Origin of the sequence: Paracoccus sediminicola (assembly GCF_027912835.1) — a bacterium.
In the GTDB taxonomy this organism is placed as follows: Bacteria; Pseudomonadota; Alphaproteobacteria; order Rhodobacterales; family Rhodobacteraceae; genus Paracoccus; species Paracoccus sediminicola.
The window spans coordinates 2,385,185-2,410,933 of sequence record NZ_CP115768.1; the positions used below are offsets into that span (position 1 = coordinate 2,385,185).

General features: G+C 61.2%; 23 protein-coding genes and 1 pseudogene. 8 read left to right on the top strand and 16 right to left on the bottom strand.

The window, feature by feature from the left end; all coding sequences use genetic code 11:
* Positions 1 to 36: 36 nt before the first annotated feature.
* Together PAF18_RS11750 and PAF18_RS11755 are read left to right on the top strand one after the other, a co-directional pair.
* On the top strand, positions 37 to 606 hold the full coding sequence (locus tag PAF18_RS11750) for a TRAP transporter small permease subunit (RefSeq protein ID WP_271115903.1): 570 nt from the start codon (positions 37 to 39) through the stop codon (positions 604 to 606).
* The gene (locus PAF18_RS11755; RefSeq protein WP_271115904.1) at positions 603 to 1,916 is read left to right on the top strand and encodes a TRAP transporter large permease; all 1,314 of its coding nucleotides are present in this window, start codon (positions 603 to 605) and stop codon (positions 1,914 to 1,916) included. Before PAF18_RS11750 ends, PAF18_RS11755 begins: the two co-directional genes overlap by 4 nt.
* A gap of 97 nt (positions 1,917 to 2,013) precedes the next feature.
* Here PAF18_RS11755 and PAF18_RS11760 read toward each other — a convergent pair whose 3' ends face one another.
* From PAF18_RS11760 to PAF18_RS11780, 5 genes are all read right to left on the bottom strand, one after another.
* Positions 2,014 to 3,066 carry an acyl-CoA dehydrogenase family protein gene (locus tag PAF18_RS11760; RefSeq protein ID WP_271115905.1) on the bottom strand — a complete coding sequence of 351 codons (1,053 nt, stop codon included), beginning with the start codon at positions 3,064 to 3,066 and terminating at the stop codon, positions 2,014 to 2,016.
* Between the two features lie 4 nt (positions 3,067 to 3,070).
* Positions 3,071 to 4,261, bottom strand: a complete 1,191-nt coding sequence (locus PAF18_RS11765; RefSeq protein WP_271115906.1) for an acyl-CoA dehydrogenase family protein — start codon at positions 4,259 to 4,261, stop codon at positions 3,071 to 3,073.
* Positions 4,262 to 4,264: 3 nt separating this feature from the next.
* Positions 4,265 to 6,361, bottom strand: coding sequence for a 3-hydroxyacyl-CoA dehydrogenase NAD-binding domain-containing protein (locus PAF18_RS11770; RefSeq protein WP_271115907.1), 2,097 nt, complete (start codon positions 6,359 to 6,361; stop codon positions 4,265 to 4,267).
* 230 nt (positions 6,362 to 6,591) lie between these two features.
* Positions 6,592 to 7,059, bottom strand: coding sequence for a MaoC family dehydratase (locus PAF18_RS11775; protein ID WP_271115908.1), 468 nt, complete (start codon positions 7,057 to 7,059; stop codon positions 6,592 to 6,594).
* Entirely contained in the window at positions 7,056 to 8,051 is a 996-nt protein-coding gene (locus tag PAF18_RS11780; RefSeq protein WP_271118123.1) for an NADPH:quinone oxidoreductase family protein, read from the bottom strand. Before PAF18_RS11780 ends, PAF18_RS11775 begins: the two co-directional genes overlap by 4 nt.
* A gap of 223 nt (positions 8,052 to 8,274) precedes the next feature.
* Between PAF18_RS11780 and PAF18_RS11785 the strand changes: the two genes are divergently transcribed.
* Together PAF18_RS11785 and PAF18_RS11790 are read left to right on the top strand one after the other, a co-directional pair.
* Positions 8,275 to 9,303, top strand: a complete 1,029-nt coding sequence (locus PAF18_RS11785) for a phosphotransferase family protein (RefSeq protein ID WP_271115909.1) — start codon at positions 8,275 to 8,277, stop codon at positions 9,301 to 9,303.
* A complete protein-coding gene (locus tag PAF18_RS11790; protein WP_271115910.1) occupies positions 9,300 to 10,748 on the top strand; it encodes an MFS transporter in 1,449 nt (482 codons plus the stop codon). The genes PAF18_RS11785 and PAF18_RS11790 overlap by 4 nt, the downstream gene beginning before the upstream one ends.
* A gap of 1 nt (position 10,749) precedes the next feature.
* Here PAF18_RS11790 and PAF18_RS11795 read toward each other — a convergent pair whose 3' ends face one another.
* On the bottom strand, positions 10,750 to 11,952 hold the full coding sequence (locus PAF18_RS11795) for an acetyl-CoA C-acyltransferase (protein WP_271115911.1): 1,203 nt from the start codon (positions 11,950 to 11,952) through the stop codon (positions 10,750 to 10,752).
* Between the two features lie 71 nt (positions 11,953 to 12,023).
* Complete coding sequence (locus tag PAF18_RS11800) at positions 12,024 to 12,674, bottom strand: histidine phosphatase family protein (protein ID WP_271115912.1); 651 nt, start codon at positions 12,672 to 12,674, stop codon at positions 12,024 to 12,026.
* Between the two features lie 516 nt (positions 12,675 to 13,190).
* Between PAF18_RS11800 and PAF18_RS11805 the strand changes: the two genes are divergently transcribed.
* A complete protein-coding gene (locus PAF18_RS11805; protein WP_271115913.1) occupies positions 13,191 to 14,918 on the top strand; it encodes a class I adenylate-forming enzyme family protein in 1,728 nt (575 codons plus the stop codon).
* A 58-nt stretch (positions 14,919 to 14,976) separates the two neighbouring features.
* On the opposite strand, the gene PAF18_RS11810 is transcribed toward PAF18_RS11805, so the two are convergent.
* Positions 14,977 to 15,921, bottom strand: coding sequence for a 2-hydroxyacid dehydrogenase (locus PAF18_RS11810; RefSeq protein ID WP_271115914.1), 945 nt, complete (start codon positions 15,919 to 15,921; stop codon positions 14,977 to 14,979).
* A gap of 211 nt (positions 15,922 to 16,132) precedes the next feature.
* Here PAF18_RS11810 and PAF18_RS11815 point away from each other — a divergent pair.
* Positions 16,133 to 16,639, top strand: a pseudogene (locus tag PAF18_RS11815) (transposase).
* A 234-nt stretch (positions 16,640 to 16,873) separates the two neighbouring features.
* On the opposite strand, the gene kduD reads toward PAF18_RS11815, so the two are convergent.
* From kduD to uxaC, 7 genes are all read right to left on the bottom strand, one after another.
* Entirely contained in the window at positions 16,874 to 17,602 is a 729-nt protein-coding gene (gene kduD / locus PAF18_RS11820; protein ID WP_271115915.1) for a 2-dehydro-3-deoxy-D-gluconate 5-dehydrogenase KduD, read from the bottom strand.
* Positions 17,599 to 18,423, bottom strand: coding sequence for a 5-dehydro-4-deoxy-D-glucuronate isomerase (gene kduI, locus PAF18_RS11825; protein WP_271115916.1), 825 nt, complete (start codon positions 18,421 to 18,423; stop codon positions 17,599 to 17,601). Before kduI ends, kduD begins: the two co-directional genes overlap by 4 nt.
* Positions 18,424 to 18,434: 11 nt before the next feature.
* Positions 18,435 to 18,716 carry a cupin domain-containing protein gene (locus PAF18_RS11830; protein WP_271115917.1) on the bottom strand — a complete coding sequence of 94 codons (282 nt, stop codon included), beginning with the start codon at positions 18,714 to 18,716 and terminating at the stop codon, positions 18,435 to 18,437.
* Positions 18,717 to 18,726: 10 nt separating this feature from the next.
* On the bottom strand, positions 18,727 to 20,007 hold the full coding sequence (locus PAF18_RS11835; protein ID WP_271115918.1) for a TRAP transporter large permease: 1,281 nt from the start codon (positions 20,005 to 20,007) through the stop codon (positions 18,727 to 18,729).
* Between the two features lies 1 nt (position 20,008).
* Positions 20,009 to 20,608 carry a TRAP transporter small permease gene (locus PAF18_RS11840; RefSeq protein WP_271115919.1) on the bottom strand — a complete coding sequence of 200 codons (600 nt, stop codon included), beginning with the start codon at positions 20,606 to 20,608 and terminating at the stop codon, positions 20,009 to 20,011.
* Positions 20,609 to 20,669: 61 nt separating this feature from the next.
* On the bottom strand, positions 20,670 to 21,656 hold the full coding sequence (locus tag PAF18_RS11845; RefSeq protein WP_271115920.1) for a TRAP transporter substrate-binding protein: 987 nt from the start codon (positions 21,654 to 21,656) through the stop codon (positions 20,670 to 20,672).
* A 21-nt stretch (positions 21,657 to 21,677) separates the two neighbouring features.
* Complete coding sequence (gene uxaC / locus PAF18_RS11850; RefSeq protein WP_271115921.1) at positions 21,678 to 23,084, bottom strand: glucuronate isomerase; 1,407 nt, start codon at positions 23,082 to 23,084, stop codon at positions 21,678 to 21,680.
* A gap of 161 nt (positions 23,085 to 23,245) precedes the next feature.
* On the opposite strand from uxaC, the gene PAF18_RS11855 reads away from it, so the two are divergent.
* A complete protein-coding gene (locus PAF18_RS11855; protein WP_271115922.1) occupies positions 23,246 to 23,887 on the top strand; it encodes a GntR family transcriptional regulator in 642 nt (213 codons plus the stop codon).
* A 161-nt stretch (positions 23,888 to 24,048) separates the two neighbouring features.
* Positions 24,049 to 24,450: a TonB-dependent receptor gene (locus PAF18_RS11860; RefSeq protein WP_271115923.1), complete on the top strand. Its 402-nt coding sequence runs from the start codon at positions 24,049 to 24,051 to the stop codon at positions 24,448 to 24,450.
* A 143-nt stretch (positions 24,451 to 24,593) separates the two neighbouring features.
* Here the strand turns inward: PAF18_RS11860 and PAF18_RS11865 are convergent, their stop codons facing one another.
* Positions 24,594 to 25,613 carry a YeiH family protein gene (locus tag PAF18_RS11865; RefSeq protein WP_271115924.1) on the bottom strand — a complete coding sequence of 340 codons (1,020 nt, stop codon included), beginning with the start codon at positions 25,611 to 25,613 and terminating at the stop codon, positions 24,594 to 24,596.
* Positions 25,614 to 25,749: the final 136 nt, after the last annotated feature.

Below are 25,749 nucleotides of genomic sequence, written 5' to 3' on the forward strand. Positions count from 1 at the left end.
TTTTCCGCGCGCGCCTCTCGCGTCCGGAGCGACCTCATGTTGTCAATTGCCCGCGCCGTCACCCAGACCAACCGGTTCATCGGGCGGTGGGTCTCGCTTGCTGTTCTGATAATCTTCGCGTTTCTGTTTGCGGATGTCGTGCTTCGTTATCTTTTCGGCGCGCCCGCGATCTGGACGGCTGAACTGGCCACGCTGATCTTCGGCGCATATGCCATCCTCGGCGGCGGGTATCTGCTGGCCGAGCGAGGGCATGTGAATGTCGACATTCTTTACGGCCGCCTGTCCCGAAAACGCAAAGCGCTCGTGGATATCGTCACCTCCCCTCTACTGCTGCTGTTCGTTGGCATCCTTCTCTGGCAGGGCTGGGAGATCGCGGCGGAGTCTATTGCCGATCTGGAACGCTCCAACTCCGTCTGGAAAGCGCCGCTCTGGCCGACGAAGGCACTCATCCCGGTCGCGGCGATCCTACTCCTGTTGCAGGCCATCGTGCGGCTCTGGTCCGATATACGCGTGCTGCGCGGGCTTCCGGTTCCGGAAGACGTGTTTGGCGTGCCCGCGACACCCTCCGATACCGAAGCAGAAAAGCGCGCGGAGCCTGCCCAATGAGCGTTGAACTCCTTACCTTTCTCTTCTTCGGCTCTCTGCTCGTCTTCGTGATGCTCGGCGCGCCGCTCGCCTTCGTTCTCGGGGGTGTTTCGGTCATCTTCCTGTTCTTCGAGATGGGGCCGTTGGGCTTCTACCTCATTGCGTCGAAAATGTGGGAGACGATGCAGAACGCAACACTCATGGCGATCCCCCTTTTCGTCTTCATGGCCATTCTGCTGGAAAAATCAGGAGTCGCGGACGACCTCTATGACATGATGCATAAATGGCTCGGCGGATTGCGCGGCGGGCTGGCCATCGGCACCGTGCTGATCTGTGTGATCTTCGCCGCAATGTCTGGCATCTCCGGCGCTGCCGTCGTGACGATGGGCACGATCGCCCTGCCGAAAATGCTAGAGCGCGGCTATGACAAGAAACTGGCGCTCGGCGCGATCAATGCGGGCGGCGGCTGGGGCATCCTGATACCGCCGTCGATCCTGATGGTGCTTTACGCGCTGCTCACCGAGGTCTCCGTCGGCCGCCTCTTTGCGGCGGGGATCGGGCCCGGGCTGCTGCTGTTCGCCCTTGTGTCGGTCTATATCGGCGTGCGCTGCCTGATCCAGCCCGAACTCGGCCCTGCGCTCCCAAAGGAAGAGCGTGGCGACCTGATGGACAAGCTGCGTTCGCTTCGGGCTGTCATCCTGCCGATCCTCATCGTGACCATCGTTCTCGGTGCCATCTTCGGCGGCTTCGCAACGCCGACAGAGGCCGCCGCGATCGGGGTCTTCGGCGCGCTTGTCGCGACCGGCGTTAACAGGCAGCTGTCGTGGCAGGTCATCCACCAGGCAGCGATTGCCACGCTCCGCCTCACCGCGCTCGTCATCTGGATCCTGTTTGCCGCTCACGCATTCTCGACGGCCTATACCGCGCTCGGTGCATCGAGCCTGATCTCGAATCTCATGACCGGGCTGCCGGGCGGAAACTGGGGCGCATTGGCGTTCATGCTGTTCATCCTGTTTCTGTTCGGAATGGTGCTGGACCCGGTTGGCATCATGCTGATTACCCTGCCGGTCTTCCTGCCCATCGTCGAGTCGGCGGGTTTCGACGCAATCTGGTTCGGCATTCTCTTCATCATCATGATGGAGGTCGGCTATATGACGCCGCCCTTCGGCTTTAACCTGTTCTATCTGAAAGGTGTGGCTCCGGCGGATGTGACCATGGGCGATATCTATGCCAGCGTCGTTCCCTATGTGCTTGTGACGATCCTCGGTGTGCTGCTGATCATCATCTTCCCTGGCATCGCGCTCTGGATACCGGAATATTTTTACGGCTGAGCGCGTCTGAAAGGTGAAACGACAAAAGGCCGGGACGATCTGATCCCGGCCTCTCTTTTTTCCTTTGCTTGAGACGCGTCTCCCGGTCGCTCCCTTCTCAGGCAGCCTCCATCAGTCGCAGCAGATGAGACTCGGCGCTGCCAAGCTGGTGATCGATCATGACAAGCCGTTTGGCATAATGCGCACCCGGATATTCCCACGTCATTCCGATCCCGCCATGAAGCTGAACCGATTCTTCCGAGATCAGCTCGGCGGCCCGTCCGACGAGATTCTTGGCCATGGCAACAAAACGCGACCGATGCTCGCCGCCAAGATGCGATGCCGCGAGAATGGTGATCGAGCGCGCCTGCTCGATCTCGATTGCCATGTCGACGATGCGATGCTGAAGCGCCTGAAACGCGGCGATGGGGCGCCCGAACTGCTTTCGCTGCTTCATATAATCGATGGTCATGGCCTGCTGCACATCCATCGCACCGACAGCCTCGGCGCAAAGCGCAAGACGGCCCGCATCAAGCGCCGCCTCGATCACCTCGCGGCAATCTTCCGAAAGCAATTCCGCTTCGGTATTGTCGAGCAGCACCTCGCCCGCACCGGCACCATCCATCATGGCATAGCCGGAGATTTCGGCGTCACGGACAGCGTAGAGAGCGATATTCCCCGAAAGCCGTGCGGCGACGAGAATAAGGTCGCCACCTTCCGCACCGTAGACGACAGATTTGCGCCCCGTCAGTTTTTTGCCTGACGCTTCGGTCCGGATGTCGTCCAACCGCTCGCCCGCCTCTGGCTCGAACACTGCGAATGCCGGCCGGATCTCGCCGGCGATGATCTTCTCGACCATGTCGGTTTTTCCCAGATCAGCGAGGGCACGAACCGACATCAGCGTGCCCAACAGAGGCTCGGGGCAGAGGGCGCGGCCGATTTCCTCGAATACCGTCGTGATATCGAACCCCTCGCCGCCGAACCCTCCGGCATCCTCTTTCACGAAAGCGCCAATCACCCCGAGCTCGGCCAACTCGGTGTATTTTTCTGGCGAATGATACGGCGGATCGTATGCGAGCTTGTTGCGGGTTTCGAAAGGATAGGAATCGGTCAGAAATCGGCGCAGCGTGTCCGACAGCATCCTGCGGTCTTCGGTGGGTGTGAAATCCATGAGCTTACTTTCCGAAAAGATCCTTGGCGATGATGTTCCGCTGGATCTCGTTCGATCCACCGAAGATAGACAGCTTCCGATTGTTGAAATAGGTCGCGGCGGCGGAGGCGTTTTCCGGTGCCACAGTCAGCAGGTTCGGAGGAAGGGCGTCTGCCGGAAACGGTGCGGCCGCCGCCCCGAGCGCCTGGCGCGTCAGGCTGTTCAGCTTCTGAAGGATCACCGTCCCCTTGATCTTGAGCATCGAGCTTTCCGGCCCGCCAGCGGCGCCGCTTTCGCTTTCTGCGAGGACGCGCAGATTGGTGATGCGCATCGCTTCCAGATCGATCTCCGTCCTCATCAGCTCGGCCATGAAGAGAGGGTCCTCTGACAGCGGCTTGCCGTTGCGGAACGAACGCGCGGCCAGTTCCTTCAATGCGGAAAGGTCGCGCGCCGCGAAGCCGACACCGGCAATATTGGTGCGCTCGTGCGTCAGCAGGTATTTCGCAATGGTCCAGCCCGCATTTTCCTCGCCAACCAGATTGGCCGCCGGCACGCGTACATCGGTGAAGAACACCTCGTTCACCTCATAGCCGCCGTCGATCGTGCGGATCGGCCTCATTTCGATGCCCGGCGTCTCCAGATCGACGAGGATGAAGCTGATTCCTTCCTGGGGCTTCGCCGCTTCCGGGTCGGTGCGCACAAGACAGAAGATCTTGTCGGCATGCTGACCCAGGGTGGTCCAGGTCTTCTGTCCGTTGATGATATAGTCGTCGCCGTCGCGAGTGGCGGTCGTCTTGAGGTTGGCAAGATCCGACCCGGCGCCCGGTTCGGAATAACCTTGGCACCACCAGTCACTTCCATCCAGGATGCGCGGCAGGATCGTCTTCTTCTGCTCTTCGCTCCCGAACTTGATCAAGACCGGCCCCAGCATATTCAGACCGAAGGCGACCAGCCTCGGCGCATAGGCCAGCGCCATTTCCTCGGCAACGATATGGCGCTCGGTGGCGGTCCATCCGGGACCGCCATATCTCTCGGGCCAGGACGCCGCGAGCCAGCCCTTCTCATGCAGGATCGCCTGCCAGCGCTCGTAATCTTCCTTGGCAAGCGGCCTGTTGCCGCGAACCTTCTCGCGAAGATCGTCCGGCAGGTTCTCACGAAAGAAGCTGCGGACCTCGTGGCGAAACGCTTCCTCCTCAGGGGTGAAGGTCAAGTCCATGGATCAGCCTTTCTCATTCATCTCGGCAAAGCTCGTGCCTTCTGCGGCCATTCGGCGCAGCAGGTCGGGCACCTGCCAGTAATGGGGATCTTCCTCGGCGTAGCGTTCGATCCTGTCCACAAGGGTCTTGGCGCCGATCTGATCAGCGGTGTGCAGCGGGCCGCCCCTGTGGCGAGGGAAGCCATAGCCGAAAAGAAACACGGCATCGACGTCGATGGGGCGCAGCGCGATACCTTCCTCTACGACGCGGGTCGCTTCCGAGATCATCGCGGTGATGTAACGCTCCACGATTTCCTCATCCGAGAACTCGCGTGGGGTTATGCCTTTTGCCTCCCGCTCTTCGGACAGATATGTCTCAAGATCGGGGTTCGGCCCGGTCTTTTTGCCGTCCTCATAGACATACCAGCCCTTGCCGGTCTTGCGGCCGTAATCACCCTCGGCGGTGATACGATCAGCCACCTCGACATAACGCTCCTCTGCGGGACGCGTCGGCGCGCGGCGTTTACGTTCGGCCATGCCGATATCGAGCCCGGCCAGATCACCCACCGAGAACGGACCCATCGCGGCCCCCCAGTTTTCAAGGGCCGCGTCAATCTGCTGCGGCGAGGCACCGTCCAGCATCATGTAGCCGGTGGATTTCGCATAATGCGACAGAATCCGATTGCCGATGAACCCGTCGCAAACCTCCGCCCGCACGGCCACTTTCTTGAGGCGCTTGGCCAGAGCGAACCCGGTGGCAACCACGTCCGGCGCGGTTTTGTCCGCCACGACCACCTCGAGAAGACGCATGACATGCGCCGGGCTAAAGAAATGCAGCCCGATCACATCCTCCGGCCGCGAGGTGATCTCGGCAATGCGGTCGATATTGAGATAGGAGGTATTCGAAGCCAGCACCGCACCGGGTTTGCAGATCTTGTCGAGCTGGCCGAACACATCATGCTTGACCTCCATGCTTTCGAAGACAGCCTCGATGACCAGATCAACGTCCTTCAGCAGCTGCATATCAGTGGTGACGGTGAGCTTTCCCTTGACCGAATCCAGCTTCTCCGCTTGCAGCTTCCCGCGCTTCACCGCCCCATCGAGATTTTTCTCGATGGTCTGGCGCGCCGCGTCGGCACGGTCTTCTGCGGTCTCGACCAGCGTGACCGGCAGTCCCGACAACAGCATCGCCGTCGAAATCCCCGAACCCATGGTCCCGCCGCCGATGACGCCAACCGAGTCGATGTCGCGAGGCGTTTCCCTGGCTTCGGGAATATTCGAGACGGCGCGTTCTGCAAAGAACGCATGCTTGAGGCCGGCATGTTCATCGCTTTTCATCGCTTCCATGAAGAGCTCTCGCTCGCTGGCAAGCGCGTCCTCGAAATTGTCCCCTGCGTGCGACATGGCGAGCAGAGCGCGCATGGGCACCTTGCCCTTGGAACCCAGCTTCTCGAACTTTGCGCGCGCGTCTTTCAACACGGTCTCGTCAATCGAGGGATCAAGGTCACGCGTTCTGCGCGGCTTCAATTCGCCGTCCCGCAGGGCCCTGGCCATTGCAAGCGCGACCTCGGCCGGCTCTCCCTCTTCGACGCGGTCCAGAATGCCCGCCCGGAGTGCCTCCTCGGCAGCGATGGGGTTGCCGCTGGTGATGAGTCCGAGCGCCGTTTCCGTATCGGTGACACGCGGAAGACGAATGGTTCCGCCTGCGCCGGGCAGCAGACCAAGCTTCACCTCGGGCAGACCGATCTTGGAGCCTTTGATCCCGACGCGTGCCTGACAGGACAGCGCGATTTCCAGCCCGCCGCCAAGCGCCGTGCCGTGGGTAACCGCCACGATCGGCACTGTAGAATCCTCAAGAACAGTGCAAACCTCGGGCAACGAGGGTTTCTTCGGAGGTTTCCCGAATTCGCGAATATCGGCCCCGGCGACAAAGGTGCGCCCGGCGCAATAAAGGCCGATAGCCTTGAGTTCGCCATCCGCCGTCAGTTCCCTGACGGCCTTGACCAGCCCCTCGCGCAAGGCGATGCCGGCAGCGTTCACAGGGGGATTGTCGATACGGATCAGCGCGACATCGTCATGGCGCTCGGTGGTGACGACGGCGGCGGCGTCTGCGTTGGCCATTATCATTTGCTCCTTTGCTTCTCTGTGCGGTCCGGGCTTTCAATACAGCGGCTCGGTGTCGAGTGTGATCCGAGCACAGGACGTCAGCGTAACCATGCGAAACTAATTCTCCGCCGGTGTCACCCGGAGAAGGCAAGCGGCCCGCAGATCTCGATTTTTCTGTCGGGCGCAATGACAGCCGGCGCGCGATCCGTTAGCACTCTGCAAAACATCCTGCATCTCCCTTTGATTCAATCTGCAAAGATCGCGAGACCCAGCCAGCTCCCAGCGAGCGCGGGCTTGTCAGAGCCTTCAAGCTCGATCGTCAGGCCAAGGGTCCGTAGAAGCGATGTTGCATCGCGACGTTGAATACCTTCGAGAACAAAGCGCCCCCTAACGCGCGAACCCGCGGGCACGGGCGACAGAAATCTCAGCCTGTCGAAGCCGTAATTCACCGACATCAGCACGTCTTTCAGTGGAGTCAGCGCATCCTGGACAAAGCGAGAGGCCAGCGAAAGCGTCAGGAAACCGTGTGCGATGGTACCGCCAAAGCGCGTCTCTTTCGCCCGCGCGGCGTCCAGATGTATCCATTGATGATCGCCGGAAACCTCTGCGAAGCGATCAATCATTGCCTGATCGACGAGCACCCAGTCCGAGCTGCCCAGATCTTTGCCGATCTGGGCGTGAAGTTGCTGAAGCGCATTTGCCGAGGCGCTCACGACTGCATGGTGACAAGCACCTTGCCCATCACCCCCCGCTCAGACAGTGCTGCAATCGCGTCCCCGGCCCGCTCTATCGGGTAACGCGCATGGATACGGGGCCGCAGCTTTCCTTCGCCATGCAATCGAAACAGGTCGGCCATATTTTCAGCATGTTTCTCTGGTTCGCGGCGGGTATGGGCGCCCCAGAAAACACCGACGATCTCGCAACCCTTGAGAAGCGGCAGGTTCATCGGCAGCTTCGGGATGCCCGCCGGAAAGCCGACAACAAGAAACCTGCCGTTCCATGCGGTCGCGCGCAAGGCTGGCTCTGTATAGTCGCCCCCAACGGCGTCATAGACCACATCGGCGCCCTCGCCATCCGTCAGTTCCTTCACGCGGTTCGAAAAAGCCTTCTGACCCTCACGATCCATCTCACGACCGTAGATGATCGTCTCATCGGCCCCGATCTCGCGGCAGAACGCGGCCTTTTCGGCCGATGATACCGCAGCGATCACCCTTGCGCCTGCGGCCTTGCCCAATTCGATCGCCGCAGCGCCTACCCCACCGGAAGCACCGAGTATCAGAAGCGTCTCGCCAGCAGCCAGCCTTGCCCGATCCTTCAGCGCATGATGAGAGGTCCCGTAGGTAAAAACGAAACAGGCGGCCTCGTCGAAAGGCATCGCGTCGGGGATCGGCAGGACCCGTGACGCATCCACAATTACAGCCTCTGCGAAGCCTCCAAATCCGGTCAGTGCGACAACCCGCGTGCCCGGTTCAAGCGACACCCCCTCGCCCACCGCCGAAATCGTTCCAGCGATTTCACCGCCGGGAGCAAACGGGCGCTCCGGCTTGACCTGATAGAGATCCCTGATGATCAGCGTGTCCGGAAAGTTGACACCCGCCGCAGCAACCTTGATGCAGACCTGACCGGGCCCTGGGGCGGGGTCCGGAAGATCCGCAAGCTCCAGCGTCTCCGGTCCACCGGGCGAATGGCTCAGCATTGCTCGCATGACGGCTACCTCTCTGCAGTTGACCGTAGCACATCGCGCGCCGACCGGCTTGTCAATGAGAAAATGGAATGTAATTCTGCTGTGCGGAATATGGGAAAAATGGCTGAACGCTGCATCACCCGCCATGGGCAGACGTCCTTCCGCGCGAAGGATGACAATTGCCTGCCGCATCCGAGCGCGCCAATAATCGCCGCGCTTCACGCCCTTGCCTGAGGAGCCCAACATGCGCCACGCTGCTACACTGGATATCGAATCCCTCACCCGGTATCTTTCGCAACGGATCGAGGGTTTCGAAGGACCGGTCGAGGTCACCAAGTTCGACACGGGCCAGTCGAACCCGACCTATCGTCTCTCGTTGCCCGGTCGAGACCTCGTGCTGCGCCGCAAGCCGCCCGGACAGCTTCTTAAATCTGCTCACGCGGTGGATCGCGAATTCCGGGTCCAGTCCGCGCTGGAGGACAGTGACGTTCCGGTCGCGAAGATGCATTTTCTTTGCGAGGATGAAAGCGTCATCGGCTCGATGTTCTATGTGATGGATCTGGTGCCGGGTCGCAATTTCGCGCGCCCCGACCTTCCGGGAGAAGACGACGCCACTCGCAGCGGCGTGACGGATGAAATGGCCCGCGTGCTCGCCGCCTTGCATGAGGTCGACATCGACGCACGGGGCCTGTCTGACTATGGCCCACCCGGCAATTACTACGAGCGCCAGATCGGACGCTGGACCAAGCAGTATCGCGCCTCGGAAACGGAACCGATGCCGCGCATGGACCGGCTGATCGACATGCTGAGCGAGCGTATCCCCGAGGATCAGGGCGAGCGCACTCTGGTTCACGGAGACTACCGCATAGACAATATGATTTTCGCCGCGGAAGGCACCGATTGCCGCGCCGTGCTGGATTGGGAACTGTCCACGATCGGGCATCCCTATGCCGATCTCGCCGCTGTCATCATGCAGTGGCAGATGCCCCCCGGTGACGAGGGTCGCGGATTGGCCGGGCTTGAGCGTGAGGCGCTCGGGCTACCCAGTGACGAGGCCTTCATCGGATCCTACTGCGCGCGCCGGAATCTGCCGGGTATTTCCGATTTCGGCTTCTATCTTGGCTTCGCCTTCTTCCGAATGGCCGCGATCATACAGGGCGTGAAGAAGCGAGGTCTTGAAGGCAACGCCTCCAACCCGGCGAAAGCGGCCGCGGTTGGCAAACGCATCCCGCTTTTCGTCGAGGGCGGGCTCCAGGCGCTTGACGGGACATGACCACGCTCGAACCGGATGCCGCCGATCTCGCAGAGGGACGGCGCAGCTTCTGGTTATTATTCCCTGTGGTGTCCCTGGCGATGTTCGTCTCGTTCGGGGACAACACCATCGTCGCCACGGCCCTGCCCGCGCTCGCTGCGGAATTCGGAGAGCCGACCCGCGCGCCCCTGATCATCTCGGCATATCTCGTGGCGATGATGGTCGCGGCACCGGTCTTCGGGCGTCTCGGCGACGCCTTCGGGCACAAACCCATGCTGCGACCTGCGGCCGGCCTTTTCATCGCGGCATCGGGGCTTTGCATCCTTGCGCCGGAGTTCTGGGCTCTGGTGGCGTTCAGGTCGGTTCAGGGCATTGGCGCCGGCGGTCTGGTCGCCCTTGCCTCCGCCCTGTTGGCCGAACGTATCCCGCCCCGTCAACGCGCGGGCTATCAGGGCTATATCGCGACCTTCGTGGTCGGTTCCTATGCGACAGGACCAATCCTCAGCGGGCTGCTAACCGAGTTCGCCGACTGGCGCGCGATCTTTCTGCTGAACATCCCGTTTGGACTGGCTATTCTGTGGTTTGCCCGGCGCTTACCTGACCGGGACCTGCCGCGAGCGCCGTTTCAACTCGATATCGCGGGCGTCTTCTTGCTGGCGATCTTCGTCGGTGCACTCGTGGCAATTTCCGAGGCGGGCGCACGCGATACTCGGGTCGCCGCCACACTGGGCGGTGCCGCCGCTGTGGCGCTGATCCTTTTCATAATCCAGGAACGGCGCAGCACGCATCCGCTTATCCCGCCAGCGGTCATATCCGACAGCTCGATCCGCCGGGTCAATCTCGCAGTCATGCTGTATGGGGTTTGCTCGGTGCCGCTTCTTGTCGTGTTGCCGATCTATTACCGCACCGTTCATGGTCTTTCCTCATCCGAAATCGGGATATCCATGCTTCCGATCAGCGTCGGGCTGGTGGTTAGCTCGCTGGCCACAGGTCAGCTTGTCGCGCGGACCGGCATGGTCCTGTCCTGGGCGGTCTGCGGAATGACCGGCATGTCGCTGGTGCTCGCCGGTTTTTCTCTGGTTCCGGGCCTGTCATTGCACGCGATCCTTTTCGGACTGTTCTTCATAGGGCTCGGCATGGGCACGGTTCTGGGTCCGGTGCAGATCGTGGTCCAATTGGCCGCGGCAGCGAGTGATCTCGGCTCGGCCTCTTCGACCATCCACGTGTCGCGACTGATGGGCGCGGCCTGCGGCACGGCGCTTTCAAGCACGATACTCTACGTGGTGCTCTCACGCGATCCCAGCGCGCAGGCGCTGTTCGAAGGCCTCATGACGCGCAGCGACGTGCCGGCGGAAATCCGGCCCGGGACCTTCGATGCGGCGTTCTCTGCGATCTTTGGGGCGATCGCGCTCATGGCCCTGGCCTGCGCTGCCGTCGCAGCGAGCGTCCCGCTGCGCAAGCTCTGAGTCACAGAACCTCGAACAGCCCTGCAGCACCCATCCCCCCACCGACGCACATCGTGCAGACCACATGGCGCGCCCCCCTGCGCTTCCCTTCGATCAGGGCATGACCGACCATTCTGGCACCGGACATCCCATAGGGATGGCCAACCGAAATCGCACCGCCATTGACGTTCAGGATATCGTCGGGGATGCCCAGAACCCGTGCTGATTGCAGCACCTGACTGGCGAATGCCTCATTGAGTTCCCAAAGACCGATATCCTCCACGGACAAGCCGTGGACGCGCAGAAGTTCGGGAACCGCGTGAATCGGGCCGATACCCATCTCTTCGGGACCGAGCCCGCCGACCATCATGCCGACATAACGGCCCAGCGGAGAAAGCCCCAGCTTTTCCGCCTTGCCCGCCTCCATGACCACGCTGGCCGAAGCCCCGTCCGAAAGCTGGGAAGCGTTCCCTGCGGTGATAAACTTCCCTTGCTTTACCCGCTGGCCGTCTTTGAAGACCGGGTCCAGCTTCTGAAGCTTTTCGAGCGTCGTGTCCGGGCGGTTGCCCTCGTCCTTGTCCAGCGTTACCTCTCGCTCGGAAATCTCGCCCGTCTCGCGGTCCTGAACCTTCATCACAGTGGTCAGCGGGACGATCTCATCGTCGAACCTGCCCGCCTCCTGAGCCGCAGCAGTGCGCTGCTGCGAGCGAAGCGCATAGGCGTCCTGATCCTCGCGGCTGACATCGTAGCGGTCGGCCACGATCTCCGCCGTCTCCAGCATGGACATATAGAGCTCCGGACGATGCTCGCTGATCCACGGATCCATTCTACGGTCCTGACGCATATTCTGGTTCTGGACGAGAGAGATGCTTTCCACCCCTCCCCCGATCACCACATCCATCCCGTCGTGAATGACCTGCTTGGCCGCCGTCGCGATGGCCATCAGGCCAGATGCGCATTGGCGATCCAGGGACATCCCGGAAACCGTATCCGGCAGGCCCGCGCGGATCACGGCCTGGCGGCCGATATTGCCGCCTGTCGATCCCTGCTGAATGGCGCAGCCGACGATGCAGTCCCTGATTTCGTTCGGATCGACATTTGCGCGCTCGACCGCGTGCTTGACCGCATGTCCAATCAGGGTCTGCGCCTGGGTGTCGTTGAACGCGCCCCGGAAGGCCCTCCCGATCGGCGTGCGGGCAGTGGAAACGATGACGGCGTCGCGCATGGTGATCCTCCCTTTCTGCGTTTCGCTTAGCAGAATTGCATTTCAAAAAATGACTGACAAGAGTGCGCGGGCTAGAGATGCGCACAATCGTTGAAGCGGCGGACCTGCATATGCTGGCCCTTCACGACCAGTTCTGAGATCGAGCCATTCGCAGCGCCATTGAATGCAAAGGGTGCGGCCCCGGTCGCAAGAGACAGCGCTGCTCCGATGACACCGCCATGAACGAAGCAGGCAACCCGCTGGTCCGGATGAGCCTGCGCGGTTCGGATCAGGCTCGCCCGGACCCGCCGATGAAGTTCTGCCGTGGTTTCTGCCCCCGGAATTTCGCCCCACTCTCCGAGGTCACGGGCCCGCCGGATGGCAGGATGCCCTTCAGCCGCGTGGAAGCGATAGGCACCGCCCTCCCATTCGCCGAGATGGACCTCTCGGAGATCCGCCTCGATCACCGGCTTCAACCCGGTCGCCTCAAGCAGCGGCGCGGCGGTCTGTTGCGTGCGCGTTAAGGTCGAGACGACCACGGCGTCTACGCCCTCCCGTAAAAGGCGGGCACAGACCAGACGGGCCTGGGCCTTTCCGTCCGGGTGCAACTCCGGATCGCCCTGCCCGTCCCGGAGTTGAAAACTCTGATCCCGGATGGCCGGCATGGATTCGCCGTGTCGCACAAGAAGCAGAACAGCCGCATCGCGGGGCGGCACATAGCGGGACTGACGCGCCAGCTCCATCTAGCGGACCTGGCGCGGACGAACTCCGCATGGCTTGGGGTGACTGGCGGCATCCTTCACATAGGCTTCCTTCCATAGCATTGCCGCATTCGCAAGCGCCTGTGTTTTGTGGACGGGATCCCTACACTGTCGTGGCTATTGACAGATGGCAGCCTTGGGCTTGAGCAGGCTTTGACGCTTTATCTACGGGAAACCCGGAAACTGCACCGGGAGAGAGCATTGCGGGCCTTTCCCCCTGTCACCCAACGCAAAGCTGCTGATCGCCGTACTCTGCGTGTGCGCGAGGAGGAGATGATGCACAACCCCGCAAACCAGCCGGCACCTCGCGTTGGCCTGCACCAAGGCGACATACGCATACTCGCGGCGGCGAATCTCGTGCAGTTTCTCGGGGCGTGGCTGTCATCTGCTGCGATGCGCAGTTTAGGGTTGCTCATTGCTGCGGAATTGGGTTTCGTTGTGCGGTACGCCACGGTTTTCGCGATCAGTGAAAATCCGCCCATGCCCAGGGAGGACAAGATGACCCGTGACACGGTCCCGGAACACCCTCGGAATATCGAACCACATTCGCTTGGGTTCGAAGAGGCAGTCGCATATGTGACGACAACGAATCCCACGTTTTTGCTCAAGGAAATCGAAATTCGCGGGGAACGCTACCCGATCTTTGCAAACGCCCCGCAGACTGTCCCCGAAATGCTGCTCGGCGCACGGGCCGCCTATGGCGGTGGATCCAAGACCCATCTGGTGTATCGGGATGAGCGCCTGAGTTTCAACAGCTTTCTCGGGCAAGTTGCCGCCGCAGGAACGGCGCTGCGTGATCAGCTTGGCGTCCGCGCGGGCGATCGCGTGGCAATCGTCACGCGAAACTATCCCGAGATGGTGATCGCGCTGCATGCGATCTCTGTCGTCGGAGCCGTACCGGTCCTGATGAACGGTTGGTGGACATCGCAAGAGCTGGAATTCGGCATGACCGACTGCAACGCCCGCGTCGCAATCGCCGACGGGCCGCGTCTGGAACGGTTGATGCCGCTCCGTGACCGTCTGGATCTGAAGCTGGTCGGGATCAGGGACGCCGAGGAACAGGGTGCGCATAACTGGTCGGCACTCGTCGCGACCCATATCGACGCCCCTATGCCTGAGGCTCAGATTGCGCCGGATGACGAATTTGCAATCATGTACTCCTCTGGGAGCACAGGTGCGCCGAAAGGGGTGATCCAGACACACCGTGGCGTGGTTAACGCGGTCTGGAGCTGGATGATGCAGCCCCATCTCAAGCCGCTGATGGCCGGACCCGATGAGCCTCAACCGGCCCCGATGCCTCCGTCCTATCTGGTGGTCACCCCGTTCTTTCACGTCACCGCGCTATATCCGCTTTACATGCTTGGCATTCCCGTGGGCGCGAAGATCACCATCATGCACAAATGGGACGCGCAGGAGGCGATCAAGATCATCCGCGACGAAGAGGTGACACGCTTTATCGGCGTGCCCACCCAGACCGCAGATCTGACTGCTGCGGTGGAGGCCGCCGGGATCGAGCTGCCCTCGCTGCGCTATATGGGATCAGGCGGCGCCAAACGGCCCGCCGCGCATGTCGCCGGGTTGGCCCGCGCCTTTCCCGCCGGCACTGTCGCGACCGGTTGGGGCATGACAGAGACCACCGCCTTGGGCATCGGCATGATCGGTGACGACTACACCGCCCGACCCGACGCTGCCGGCCGGCTTTATCCCCCGATCCAGAGACTGCGCGTCATGGATGAAAGCGGCAAAGAATGCGCGGTCGGCGAGCCGGGCGAACTTCAGGTCAGAAGCGTCGCGGTGATGCGCGGCTATCTCGGGCGGCCGGACGCCACCGCAGAGGTGTTGCGTGACGGCTGGCTTTCGACGGGGGACATCGGCTCGGTGGACAGTGACGGCTTTGTCACCATCCATGATCGCAAGAAGAATATCGTGATCCGTGGCGGTGAGAATATATCCTGCGCCGAGGTCGAAGAGGCTCTGCACGCCCATCCGGCGGTGATCGAAGCCTGTGTGTTTTCGGTGCCGGACAACCGGCTCGGTGAGGTCGCAGGGGCAGCGCTTCAGCTGCGTGCATCCGTCACCGAGGCAGAGCTGACCAAGTTTCTGGAATCCCGCCTTGCCGCATTCAAGATCCCCGAACGATTCTGGATGCAGAATGCTCCGCTCCCTCGCGGCGCGACGGACAAGACCGATCGGCGTGCGGTGCGCGCCGCCTGCCTTGATGCGTAAAGCGGAACCGGGTTTTGCGGACCAGTTGGATCGCCGCCAGAAGGCGCCTGCCGCGATCTCAGACCACCGGTGAGATCAGCGGATTGCCATCGAGATGCGCCAGCAGGTTCTTCACCACGAGATCGCCCATCATCTTGCGTGTCTTGTGCGTCGCGCTGCCCGTGTGTGGCAGCATCACGACGTTATCCAGCGGAATCAGCCTCGCGGGAACCTTCGGCTCGGCGGCGAAGACGTCAAGGGCCGCGCCCTTGATCTTGCGCGATACCAAAGCCTCGACAAGCGCATCCTCGTCCACGAGCGATCCGCGCGCGATATTGACGAGATAGCTTTCGGGGCCGAGTGCCTCGATGACCTGCCGGCTGACAATCCCGTCGGTTGACCTGGACCCCGGCGCGATCACGATCAGCCAGTCCACCTCGCGGGCCATCGTCTCAAGGTCGTCGTAATATGGGTAAGGCTCGTAGGGCTGGCGATTGCGCCCGTGATAAACGACTTCCATCTTGAACGCCTGCAAGCGCCGGGCGATCTCCTTGCCGATGCGACCCAGCCCGAGAATGCCCGCTCGCTTGCCCGTCAGCTCGTCGGTCAGGGGATAGGACCCTTCGCTTTCCCATTTGCCATCCCGCAGATAGCGATCAGCCTGAGGTATACGATGGGCCAGCGAGATCATCAGCCCCAACGTCACCTCGGCAACGCAGTCATTCAGAACATCCGGCGTATTAGTGACCCGGACACCCGCTTCACGCGCGGCTGTCACATCGACCGCGTCATAGCCGACACCGAAAGAAGAGATCAGTTCGAGCTTGGGCAGCGCCTCGATGATCTCTCTGGAGGCGCCATGACTTCCGCCGGTCGCGATATGCCGAACCTTGTCGGACAGATCTTTCAACAGGGCCTGCTTGTCCTCTGCTTCCCAGTATCTGTGGATCTTGAACCTCTCCTCAAGTGCCGATGTGACATCGTCATTCTGCGGACCGATCATCAGAAGGTCAGGTTTGGACATGATGCATTTCTCTCCCGTGCATGGAAAAACCGGCCGATCCCGGCTCGGCGCGCCGCCTCTGCATGTTCTTGCGCAAATCACGGAGCGCGCCAAGCCTTGTAATTCCGCACGTCGCCACGCGGCACAGCAGAAGCCCGGCGCGGTCCGGGACCGCTAGGGGTTATTGCAAATATCGGCCAGAGGGATTCAGCTTGGGGGTCCTGATGGTTAGATCGTTGGTAGGGCAAAGCTTGCCGACCCCCGCTACTGCACATCCAACTGGTCTGATAAAAACGCTTCCCTGAAGCGGTGAGGAACGTTGTCCATCTGGTTCGATCATGAAATGCCCTGGAAGGCGGACCAAAGCGGCAAGCGTGGTCATCCAGAGAACTTCTCCGACAGCGCCATTCAGACCTGCCTGTCGCTGAAAGTGTTGTTCGGCCCTCCGCTTCGCCAGACCGTCGGTCTGGTCGCGAGTCTGGAAGCCAATTTGCCCCGCCGCAACCTCACGAGATGAGGTCTTCCGGGCAACGCGGTGTCTAGGGCGATCGACCTGGGAAAACCGGGTGGTTATCATGCCCGAAGTCGCGTCGAGGCCCAGACGAACCGCCTCAAGCTTTTCGGTGATCGGATCATTTCAAGAGACCCTCATCGCCAGACCGCCGAAATCCAAACCCGCATCGCTATTATGAACCGCTACTCGGCCCTTGGACGGACCGAGATCGAAGCCGTCGCCTGAAGCCTATGGGTAAAGGGCCGATCATCCTGGCCTCCGATTAGCGCAACAAGGCCAATCTGACCCGCGATCCCATCGGCGAGAAACGTATGATCGAACGCGCCTTCGGTGTCGGGTGGCGTCTTATGACCGAAGCCATGGGCTTCATCGAAAAGCGTCTCGCATCATGACTCCGTCCCGCGAAGGGACGACTGCCGTCGCTGGAGATGTCTGCAACGGAGCCTTGCGCGGTACAATCTATCGGGCAAGCCAGCCTCCATCCACATTCAGCACCGCGCCGTTAACATATTCAGACGCTGGTGCAGCAAGGAAAACGGCGGTTTGTCCGATATCTTCGGCCTTGCCCCAGCGACCCGCCGGGATCCGGTCGAGGATCGCTTGCGAGCGTTCGGGATCGCGGCGCAGCGCCTCGGTATTGTTGGTTTCGATGTAGCCGGGCGCAATGGCGTTGACGTTCAAGCCGCGCGCAGCCCATTCATTCGCCATCAGCTTGGTCAGCCCCGCCACACCATGTTTGCTGGCGGTATAGGATGGCACGCGGATTCCACCCTGAAATGACAGCAGCGAGGCGATATTGACGATCTTTCCCGAGCCTCGGGGCAGGGCCGCCCGTGCAAACGCCTGACAGGTGAAGAACAGCGCCTTGAGGTTGACGTCCATCACCTCGTCCCAATCGGCCTCCGAGAACTCCTCAATATCGTCGCGGCGGATGGTCCCGGCATTGTTAACCAAAATGTCGATAGGCTCAGCGGAGAAGACGTCCTTCGCGGCCATCGGGTCCGCGAAGTCGAGCCGCATCCCACGCCCCTTGCGGCCCATCATGGCCAGCGTCTCGTCGCAATCGCGACGACCGGCCGCGATAACTTCGGCGCCGGCCTGTGCCATGGCGACTGCGATGGCCTGACCGATGCCGGTATTCGCACCCGTCACAAGCGCCGTTTGACCCTCGAGCGAAAATGGGTTCACCGCATATCCTCCGGTTGTACGAAATCCATGTCCGTGTAATCGACATTATCCCCGGCCATGGCCCAGATGAACGTATAGCTGCCGATCCCGGCTCCGGAATGGATCGACCATGTGGGCGAGATCACCGCCTGCTCATTCGCCACGAACAGATGCCGCGTCTCCTGCGGTTCGCCCATCAGGTGGAGCACGCGCGATTCAGGGTCCATCCCGTGATAAAGATAGGCCTCCATCCGGCGGTCGTGGTGGTGGCTGGGAATGGTGTTCCAGACGGATCCGTCCTCAAGCGTGGTATAGCCAAGCACGAGCTGGCAGCTTTCCATGACCAGAGGGTGAATGAACTGCCGGATGGTCCGCTTGTTGCTGGTTTCGACCGCCCCGAGCTTGACCTCTTTCGCCTCTTCGACCGTAACCAGGCGGCAGGGCAGCGCGCGATGCGCGGGTGCCGAGGTAATATAGAATCTTCCATGTCCGGAAAACGTCACCGCGCCCGATCCCATGCCCAGATACAGCACGTCGCCTTTCTTCATATCCCATGACTGGCCGGCGGCCTCGACCGTGCCGGTGTCGCCAATGTTGACGATGCCCATCTCGCGCCGTTCAAGAAATGTCTCGGTCCTGGTTTCGTCGATCTTGTCCAGCGTCAGCGTCTTGCCTGCTGGCACCGCACCCCCAAGGGTAAAGCGGTCGTAATGGGTATAAATCAGCCGGATCTCGCCATCCGCGAACAGTCCCTCTCCAAGAAAGTGACGACGCAATGTTTCGGTGTCCATCGCCTTGGCATGGTCGGGATGGATGGCGTGGCGGGTTTCGACATGGGTCATGAAAACTCCTGTTACAGAAAATCGTCGCGACGCGGGGTGAAGTTGTCGATCAACTCTCCCGCTTGCAAACAGACACAGCCATGCTCGGCGCCGGAGGGAATGACGAAGGCATCCCCCGTGCCGACTTCGAAGCTGCGTCCGTCCTGGGTGAAGCTGAAGCGACCTGATTTGACATAGGTGGACTGCACATGCGGATGGCTGTGCAGGGCGCCTTCGTCGCCCTTCTCGAAGGCGAAGCTGACAACCATCAGCTCGGGCTCTTGCGCCAGAACGGTTCGGACGGGTTCGCTCATATCGGTCTCCTTACCGGAAGAGTGAGGGCAGCCACAGCGACAGCGCCGGGACATAGGTCACCAGCAGCAGCGCGACGAACGCGGCGCCATAGAAGGGCCAGATTGTGCGCATGGCCTGCCAGATACTGATCCGCCCGACGGCACAGCCCACGAACAGCACCGCGCCGACAGGGGGCGTACACAAACCTATGCCCAGATTGAGCACGAGGATGACGCCGAAATGCACCGGGTCGACACCGAAAGCCTGCGCCACGGGCAGGAAGATCGGCGTGGTGATAACGATCAGCGGCGACATGTCCATGAAGGTGCCGAGCACCAGCAACATGACGTTCATCAGCAACAGAATCACAAGCGGGCTGTCAGAGATATTCTGCAGGAACTCGACCAGTTGAGCCGGCACGCGAAGATAGGCGAGGAGCCAACCGAAACAGGCCGCGCAGCCGATGACCAGAAGGACCATCGAGGTGGTGCGCACGGCGGCCTTGGTGGCCTCGACGAACTCGGCCCAAGGCAGGCTGCGATACACGACTGCGGTGACAAGCAGCGCATAGACCACGGCGATGTTCGAGGATTCCGAGGCGGTGAAGACGCCCGAACGCACGCCGCCGAAGATGATGGCGATCAGGATCAGCCCAGGCACGGCCGAGACGAAAAGCTGTCCCATCATGCGGAATCCGGGGAACGGCTCGGTGGGGTAGCCATTCTTGCGCGCGACATACCAGGCCGCGGTCATCAGCAGCACTGCCAGCAGAAGGCCCGGCACGATCCCGGCGGTGAACAGATCCGCGATGGACAGACGCCCGCCCGCAGCAATGGAATAGATGATCATGTTGTGGCTCGGCGGCAGCAGCAGCGCGATGATCGAGCTGGTGACGGTAATGTTCACGGCATAATCGACATCATAGCCGCGCTCTTTCATCTGCGGCACCATCAGACCGCCCACGGCACTGGCATCGGCGGCGGCAGAACCGGAAACCCCGCCAAACATCAGCGATGCCATGATGTTTACCTGTCCCAGGCCGCCGCGCATATGCCCGACAAGCGATCCTGCCAGGGCCACCAGCCTGCGCGCGATATCGCCGCGAACCATCAGGTCGCCGGAATAGATGAAGAAGGGAATCGCCATCAGCGCAAAGACGGAAATGCCGGAGTTCAGCCGCTGGAACACCACGACGGGCGGCAGACCCAGATAAAGTACGGTGAAAAAGCTGGAGGCACCGAGGCAAAAGGCCACCGGCGTGCCGATCAGCAGCAGGCCGACAAAGCTTCCGAAAAGGATCCAGTATTCCATCTCAGCGCCCTCCGCCGCGTGTCGTGTCTTCCAGGATATCCTGTGCCGCGGGACCTTCCGCATGGCCGTCCACCTCGCCATCGGCGGCGTCGTCCATGTCCCCGAAACGCGAGGTTTTCAGACCGGCTGCACGGCGCAGGATGCGCTCGACGGAGAACAGCACCAGCAGGACGCCCCCGCCGATCAGGGGCGCGAAATCCCAGATCCGCGATATGTTGAGCCCTGGGATCACCCCGCTTGCCGCCTTCGCCGCAAGCTGCCAGCCGAAAAAGCTCATCCCGAAGCCGAATGCCGTGACCACCAGATCCGAGAAGCTGTGAAACCACGGACGCCAGCTTTCCGGCATCACCATCAGCCCCACATCGAAGGACAAATGATAGCCCTCCTTCACGCCGACCGCCGCGCCCAGAAAAATGAACCAGCCCATCAGCATCACGCTGGCCGGCTCTGCCCAGAACAGGCTGAAACCGATGATGTAGCGATAGAAGACCTGCGCAAAGACGAAGGCCGTCATCAGAACAAGCCCGATCCCGGCGACCCACAATCCCACTCGCGCGATCCAGCCGGTGATATCGGCCATTTTCAGCATGATGCCGCGCATATCCTGACCTCCCGAACAGGAATGGCCGCCCGCGCCGAGGCGGGCGGCCGGTTTCTTGTCGCTATTCGGTGGCCTGGATCCGCTCGATCAGCTCCTTCGCCTCGGGCGTGGTCGCATATTTCTCATAGACCGGCGCCATGGCTTCGATGAACGGGGTCTTGTCGATGCTCTCGACGATCTCCGAACCACCTGCAATGACAGCCTCTTTCGACGCCGCCTCCTGCTCGGCCCATAATTCACGCTCGACGGTTTCCGAGTTCTCGGCTGCGGCGCGAATGATCTCCTGATCCTCGGCTGACAGGCCATCCCAGGTCGATTTCGACATGGCTACGATTTCGGGGACCATCAGGTGCTGATCAAGCGTGAAATACTTGGCAACCTCGGAATGCCCCGAGCTGTCATAGCTGGGATAGTTGTTCTCGGCCCCGTCGATGACGCCGGTCTGGATCGCCGAATAGACCTCGCCATAGGGCATCGGAGTCGCGTTGGCGCCAAGCGCATCCATCATGTCGACGAAAACATCGTTCTGCATGACACGGAACTTCATGCCTTCCAGATCGTCAATCGACTCGATCGGCTTCTGCGAGTTGTAGAAGCTGCGCGAACCGGCGTCATAATAAGCCAGCGTGATCAGGTCGTGTTCGGCAATGGCGTCGGCCAGCTCGTCGCCGATCGGACCGTCAACGACGTTATACATATGCTGCTGATCGCGGAACAGATAGGGCAGCGAGAAGAGCTGCGTTTCCGGTACGATGTCGTTGAAGGTGCCGAGCGTCGCACGGACCATGTCAATCACCCCGAACTGGGTCTGCTCGATCGTGTCCTTTTCCTCACCAAGCTGCGACGAGGGGAACACTTCGATGCAGATGCGCCCGTCGGTCTTTTCCTTGACCTCTTCGGCCATCGCTTTCACCGCCTCGACGGTTGGGTAGCCTTCGGGATGCGTGTCGGATGACCGCAGCGTGGTTTCGCATTCTTGCGCCGCCGCAGCAGAGACCATCGCGGCAGAGACCATCAGCCCTGCGAGTGTGGTGTTGAGAAGCTTCATATTTTCCTCCCTGTCAGAAGCTCAGAGTTTATAGGCCCGCTTCGCCAGCCCGTAGGTCAGCTCATGGGCCAGTTCATGCGCCTCATTTTCGGCCAGACGACCTGTGACAACCAATGTTGCCAGATAGGCGCAGTCTACACGCCGGGCGACGTCATGCCGCGCGGGAATAGAACAGAATGCACGTGTATCGTCGTTGAAGCCGACGGTGTTATAGAAGCCGGCCGTTTCAGTGGTCATTTCACGGAAACGGCGCATGCCTTCGGCGCTGTCATGGAACCACCATGCCGGGCCAAGCCGCAGACAAGGCCAGGCACCCGCCAGCGGTGCAAGCTCGCGGGAATAAGATGTTTCATCAAGTGTGAACAAGATGACCGTCAGGTCGGGCTCCATTCCGACGGCGTTCAGCAGGGGCGAAAGCGCGGCGACATAATCTGTCCGCCCCGGAATATCGAAGCCCTTGTCACGGCCATGACGCGCCAGAACGCCGATATTATGGTTTCGGCGCGATCCCGGATGAATCTGAAGGACCAACCCGTCATCAAGGCTCATTCGGGCCATTTCGGTCAGCATGTGGCCTCGGAACGCGTCGGCCTCTTCTTCTGTGCAAGCGCCTTTCAGGGCCTTATCGAACAGCGCCTCTGCGTCGGCCTGCGGCAGATTCTCTGTGCGGGCGCTGCTGTGACCGTGATCGGAGGAGGTTGCACCGAACTCCTTGAAATAAGCGCGGCGGGCGCGATGCGCATCAAGATAGCCTGCCCATTTTGTGGTGTCGAAACCGGTCTGTTCGCCCATCAGGGCAATATTTTCCGCGAAACCGGCCATTTCAGGGTCAATGACGCCATCCGGACGATATGCGGTGATGACGCGCCCGTCCCAGTCGGAGTCACGTATCATCCGGTGCCAGCGAAGATCGTCCGTTGCCGGTTCGGTCGTGGAAATCGCCTCGATATTGAAGCGCTCGAACAGGGCGCGGGGGCGGAACTCAGGTTTGCTCAGGCAATCGGCGATATGGTCGTAATACCAGTCAGCGGTCTCTGCCGATAAATGCCTGTCTATGCCGAATACGTTCTGAAAGCTGTGATCCAGCCAGAGCCGCGAAGGCGTGCCGCGGAACAGGTGGTAATTGCTGGCAAACAGACGCCAGATCTTCCGCCCGTCGGTTTCGGTCGAGCCGCCATCGGCGCGTGGCACACCAAGATCAGTCATTTTCACGCCCTGCGATACCAGCATGCGGAACACATAATGGTCGGGGGTAACCATAAGCTGCGCCGGATCGGCGAATGCGGCGTCTTCGGCATACCAGCGAGGGTCGGTATGTCCGTGAGGGCTGATGATCGGAAGATCCCGTACTTCGTCATAGAGGGCGCGCGCCAATGTGCGGCCCGCTATATCCGCCGGAAACAATCGGTCGTCATTCAGAAGCGCCATTGATGATCCTCCCGAATCGTCTTGCCACTCATCTAATCGTCTAATATGCTAGTTAACCAGTTGCGTCAATCATAAGTGGCAGTTAGGGGTGTGGGATGACGAAGTCTGAAAATTCGATTGCCGCGTCATTGCCTTCTCTGGCCTCAATGCAGGCGCGCACAGTGACCGATCAGGTTTATGATGTTCTATATGAGCAGGTGATTAATCTGACCCTGCGTCCGGGCGCCAAGCTTTCAGAGGCCGAGGTTGCGGCCCGGATGGGCGTCTCCCGCCAACCGGTGCGTGATGCGTTTTTCAGGTTGTCGCGGCAGGGCTTCATACAGATCCGGCCTCAGCGTGCCACGACGGTCACGCCGATTTCCGAGGAGGCGATCCGTCAGGCCCATTTCATACGCCTTGCTCTGGAAACTGCGTGCCTTCAGAAGGCTGCCCTGTGTCTGAATACCGAGCAGCATGATGCTTTGGATCAGTTAATCTCACGCCAGCAGACCGCTCTGGAAGGCGGCAATCGTGACGGTTTCCACAAGCTGGATGAACAGTTTCATCACGATATTTGTGCCTATGCAGGGTTGGATTTCGTCTGGACACTTGTCCGTGACAACAAGGGGCATATGGACCGCGCGCGCTACACGTCGCTTTCCTATAATGCCTGGAACGCGATGACGGAGCATCGCGACATCCTTCGTGCGCTGCGCGAACGTGACCCCGACGCAGCTGTCATCGCGATCAAGCGGCATCTCGACCGTATCGACGATACGCTGGAGAAGTTGCGCGAAGAGCAGCCCGAAATTCTTGGCCGATAATAATCTTCTGCCAAATCCTCTGCTGCCGATGTAGTTTCGCCGAGCCTTCGAGGAACTCGAAAAAGGAAACCCGGCTGGCGCTGCTTGGCTCCGTTGCAGACATTTCCAGCGACGGCAGTCGCCCCTTCGCGGGACGGAGTCATTATGCGAGACGCTTTTCGATGAAGGGCGGAGAACTCGAGGCGAGCTATCTGCGCGGAGACTGGCAATTCGGTGCTGCCATATCAGTGGTGGACGGGGTGGATCAGGATGATCAGATCCTCAACAGCTTGCCCAATGACCGCGCCGTGTTGTCGACAAGCTGGCACGCCTCCGAGAGCTGGAAGATCGGCGCTCGCAGCATTCTGTCAAAGGGTCGCGACAAGCCCGACGGCTCGCGCCGGGTCGGCTATGGCGTCCATGACATCTACGCGATCTGGGCACCGGCGGGCGGCGCGCTTGAAGGGATACGGGTCAATTTGGGCGTGGATAACTTAACCGGCCGCGACTATACCCCGGCCACCTATCAGACCGGCCCGGCGCCTGGCCGAAACTATAAAATCCTGCTGAGCCGGCATTTCTGAACTGCAATTCTGTAGCATCGCGTATCGGCGCCGAAAACTTCGTTTTGGCGCCGATCCTGCTTGGTCATTCGGTGCGAAACAGCGTCTCCGGCGTTACGGAGTCATGATGCTGGAAACCTGAACGGGCGAGCCTCTGCCGCTTCTCAGCCTGTGAAGAAATGGATGCCCCCGACGACGAAGACGCCGAGGAAGATGGTTTCGGCAACGATGAGCGCAATGGCACCGCCGCCGACCTCGAACATCTTCTTGAGCGAGGTCTTGATGCCGACGGCGGCGATCGAGATCAGCAGCGCCCAGCGGGACAGGCTCCCGGCCAGATCGGCCACCGTCGCCGGGATCAGCCCCAGCGAGTTCACCGCGGCCAGGATCAGGAAACCCACCACGAAGCCCGGCAGCAAGGGCGGGGACGAGCCGCCCGCATCGGTGTCGGCCAGACCCTTCGCGCGGATCGCCAGCGAGAAGACCAGCACCACCGGGGCCAGCATCGAGACCCGGATCAGCTTGACCAGCGTCGCCGTCTCGCCGGTCTCGATGCCGACCGAGAACCCCGCCCCGACGACCTGCGCCACGTCATGGATGGTGCCGCCCAGGAACACGCCCGAATCCCGCGCCGAGAAGCCGAAGAGCTGCGACAGCATCGGATAGACCACCATCGCCACCGTCGACAGCACCGTCACCGACAGCACGGTGAAGACGAGGTCGCGCTCGGATTTTTCGTGTTTGGGCAGCACCGAGGCAATTGCCATCGCCGCCGAGGCCCCGCAGATCGCCACGGAGCCGCCGGTCAGCAGCGCAAAGCGCCAGGCCCGTCCGACGAAACGGCTGGCCAGCAGGGCGAACAGGATGGTGAACACGACGCCGAGGATCACCAGCAGAATCGCCGGGCCGCCCAGGTCAGCCAGCATGTCGACGCTGATCCGCGCCCCCAGCAGCGCCACACCCAGCCGCAGCACGGTGCGAGCGGTGAAGGCGATGCCGGGCTCGGTCCGGGTGCCGTCCTCGGCCAGGAAGTTCAGCGACAGGCCCAGCAGAAGCGCCAGCAGCATTGCCGGCGCACCATAGTGGTCCGACAGGAACTGCGCCGTCACCGCCACCAGCACCGCCACCGCGAAGCCGGGAAGGTAAGAGCTCAGATCGGCGCGCGCAGGAAGGGATTTCAGCATGAATCGAAACCGCCACAGGAAGGAATGTCGTCGCGCCCCCCTGCCATGTCAGGCCCCGCCGTTCCAGTCCCGGCAGGCGCCGCCGCCCATCGGGGCTGCGGACCGGCTTATGCCGCGCATTTCCGCGGGCGCATCT

Excerpts from the sequence above, each read along its gene's own strand:
- PAF18_RS11750 (WP_271115903.1), top strand. The coding sequence starts at position 37 with ATGTTGTCAATTGCCCGCGCCGTCACCCAGACCAACCGGTTCATCGGG.
- PAF18_RS11755 (WP_271115904.1), top strand. The coding sequence starts at position 603 with ATGAGCGTTGAACTCCTTACCTTTCTCTTCTTCGGCTCTCTGCTCGTC.
- PAF18_RS11760 (WP_271115905.1), bottom strand. The coding sequence starts at position 3,066 with ATGGATTTCACACCCACCGAAGACCGCAGGATGCTGTCGGACACGCTG.
- PAF18_RS11765 (WP_271115906.1), bottom strand. The coding sequence starts at position 4,261 with ATGGACTTGACCTTCACCCCTGAGGAGGAAGCGTTTCGCCACGAGGTC.
- PAF18_RS11770 (WP_271115907.1), bottom strand. The coding sequence starts at position 6,361 with ATGGCCAACGCAGACGCCGCCGCCGTCGTCACCACCGAGCGCCATGAC.
- PAF18_RS11780 (WP_271118123.1), bottom strand. The coding sequence starts at position 8,051 with ATGCGAGCAATGCTGAGCCATTCGCCCGGTGGACCGGAGACGCTGGAG.
- PAF18_RS11785 (WP_271115909.1), top strand. The coding sequence starts at position 8,275 with ATGCGCCACGCTGCTACACTGGATATCGAATCCCTCACCCGGTATCTT.
- PAF18_RS11790 (WP_271115910.1), top strand. The coding sequence starts at position 9,300 with ATGACCACGCTCGAACCGGATGCCGCCGATCTCGCAGAGGGACGGCGC.
- PAF18_RS11795 (WP_271115911.1), bottom strand. The coding sequence starts at position 11,952 with ATGCGCGACGCCGTCATCGTTTCCACTGCCCGCACGCCGATCGGGAGG.
- PAF18_RS11800 (WP_271115912.1), bottom strand. The coding sequence starts at position 12,674 with ATGGAGCTGGCGCGTCAGTCCCGCTATGTGCCGCCCCGCGATGCGGCT.
- PAF18_RS11805 (WP_271115913.1), top strand. The coding sequence starts at position 13,191 with ATGACCCGTGACACGGTCCCGGAACACCCTCGGAATATCGAACCACAT.
- PAF18_RS11810 (WP_271115914.1), bottom strand. The coding sequence starts at position 15,921 with ATGTCCAAACCTGACCTTCTGATGATCGGTCCGCAGAATGACGATGTC.
- kduI (WP_271115916.1), bottom strand. The coding sequence starts at position 18,423 with ATGACCCATGTCGAAACCCGCCACGCCATCCATCCCGACCATGCCAAG.
- PAF18_RS11830 (WP_271115917.1), bottom strand. The coding sequence starts at position 18,716 with ATGAGCGAACCCGTCCGAACCGTTCTGGCGCAAGAGCCCGAGCTGATG.
- PAF18_RS11835 (WP_271115918.1), bottom strand. The coding sequence starts at position 20,007 with ATGGAATACTGGATCCTTTTCGGAAGCTTTGTCGGCCTGCTGCTGATC.
- PAF18_RS11840 (WP_271115919.1), bottom strand. The coding sequence starts at position 20,608 with ATGCGCGGCATCATGCTGAAAATGGCCGATATCACCGGCTGGATCGCG.
- PAF18_RS11845 (WP_271115920.1), bottom strand. The coding sequence starts at position 21,656 with ATGAAGCTTCTCAACACCACACTCGCAGGGCTGATGGTCTCTGCCGCG.
- uxaC (WP_271115921.1), bottom strand. The coding sequence starts at position 23,084 with ATGGCGCTTCTGAATGACGACCGATTGTTTCCGGCGGATATAGCGGGC.
- PAF18_RS11860 (WP_271115923.1), top strand. The coding sequence starts at position 24,049 with ATGAAGGGCGGAGAACTCGAGGCGAGCTATCTGCGCGGAGACTGGCAA.
- PAF18_RS11865 (WP_271115924.1), bottom strand. The coding sequence starts at position 25,613 with ATGCTGAAATCCCTTCCTGCGCGCGCCGATCTGAGCTCTTACCTTCCC.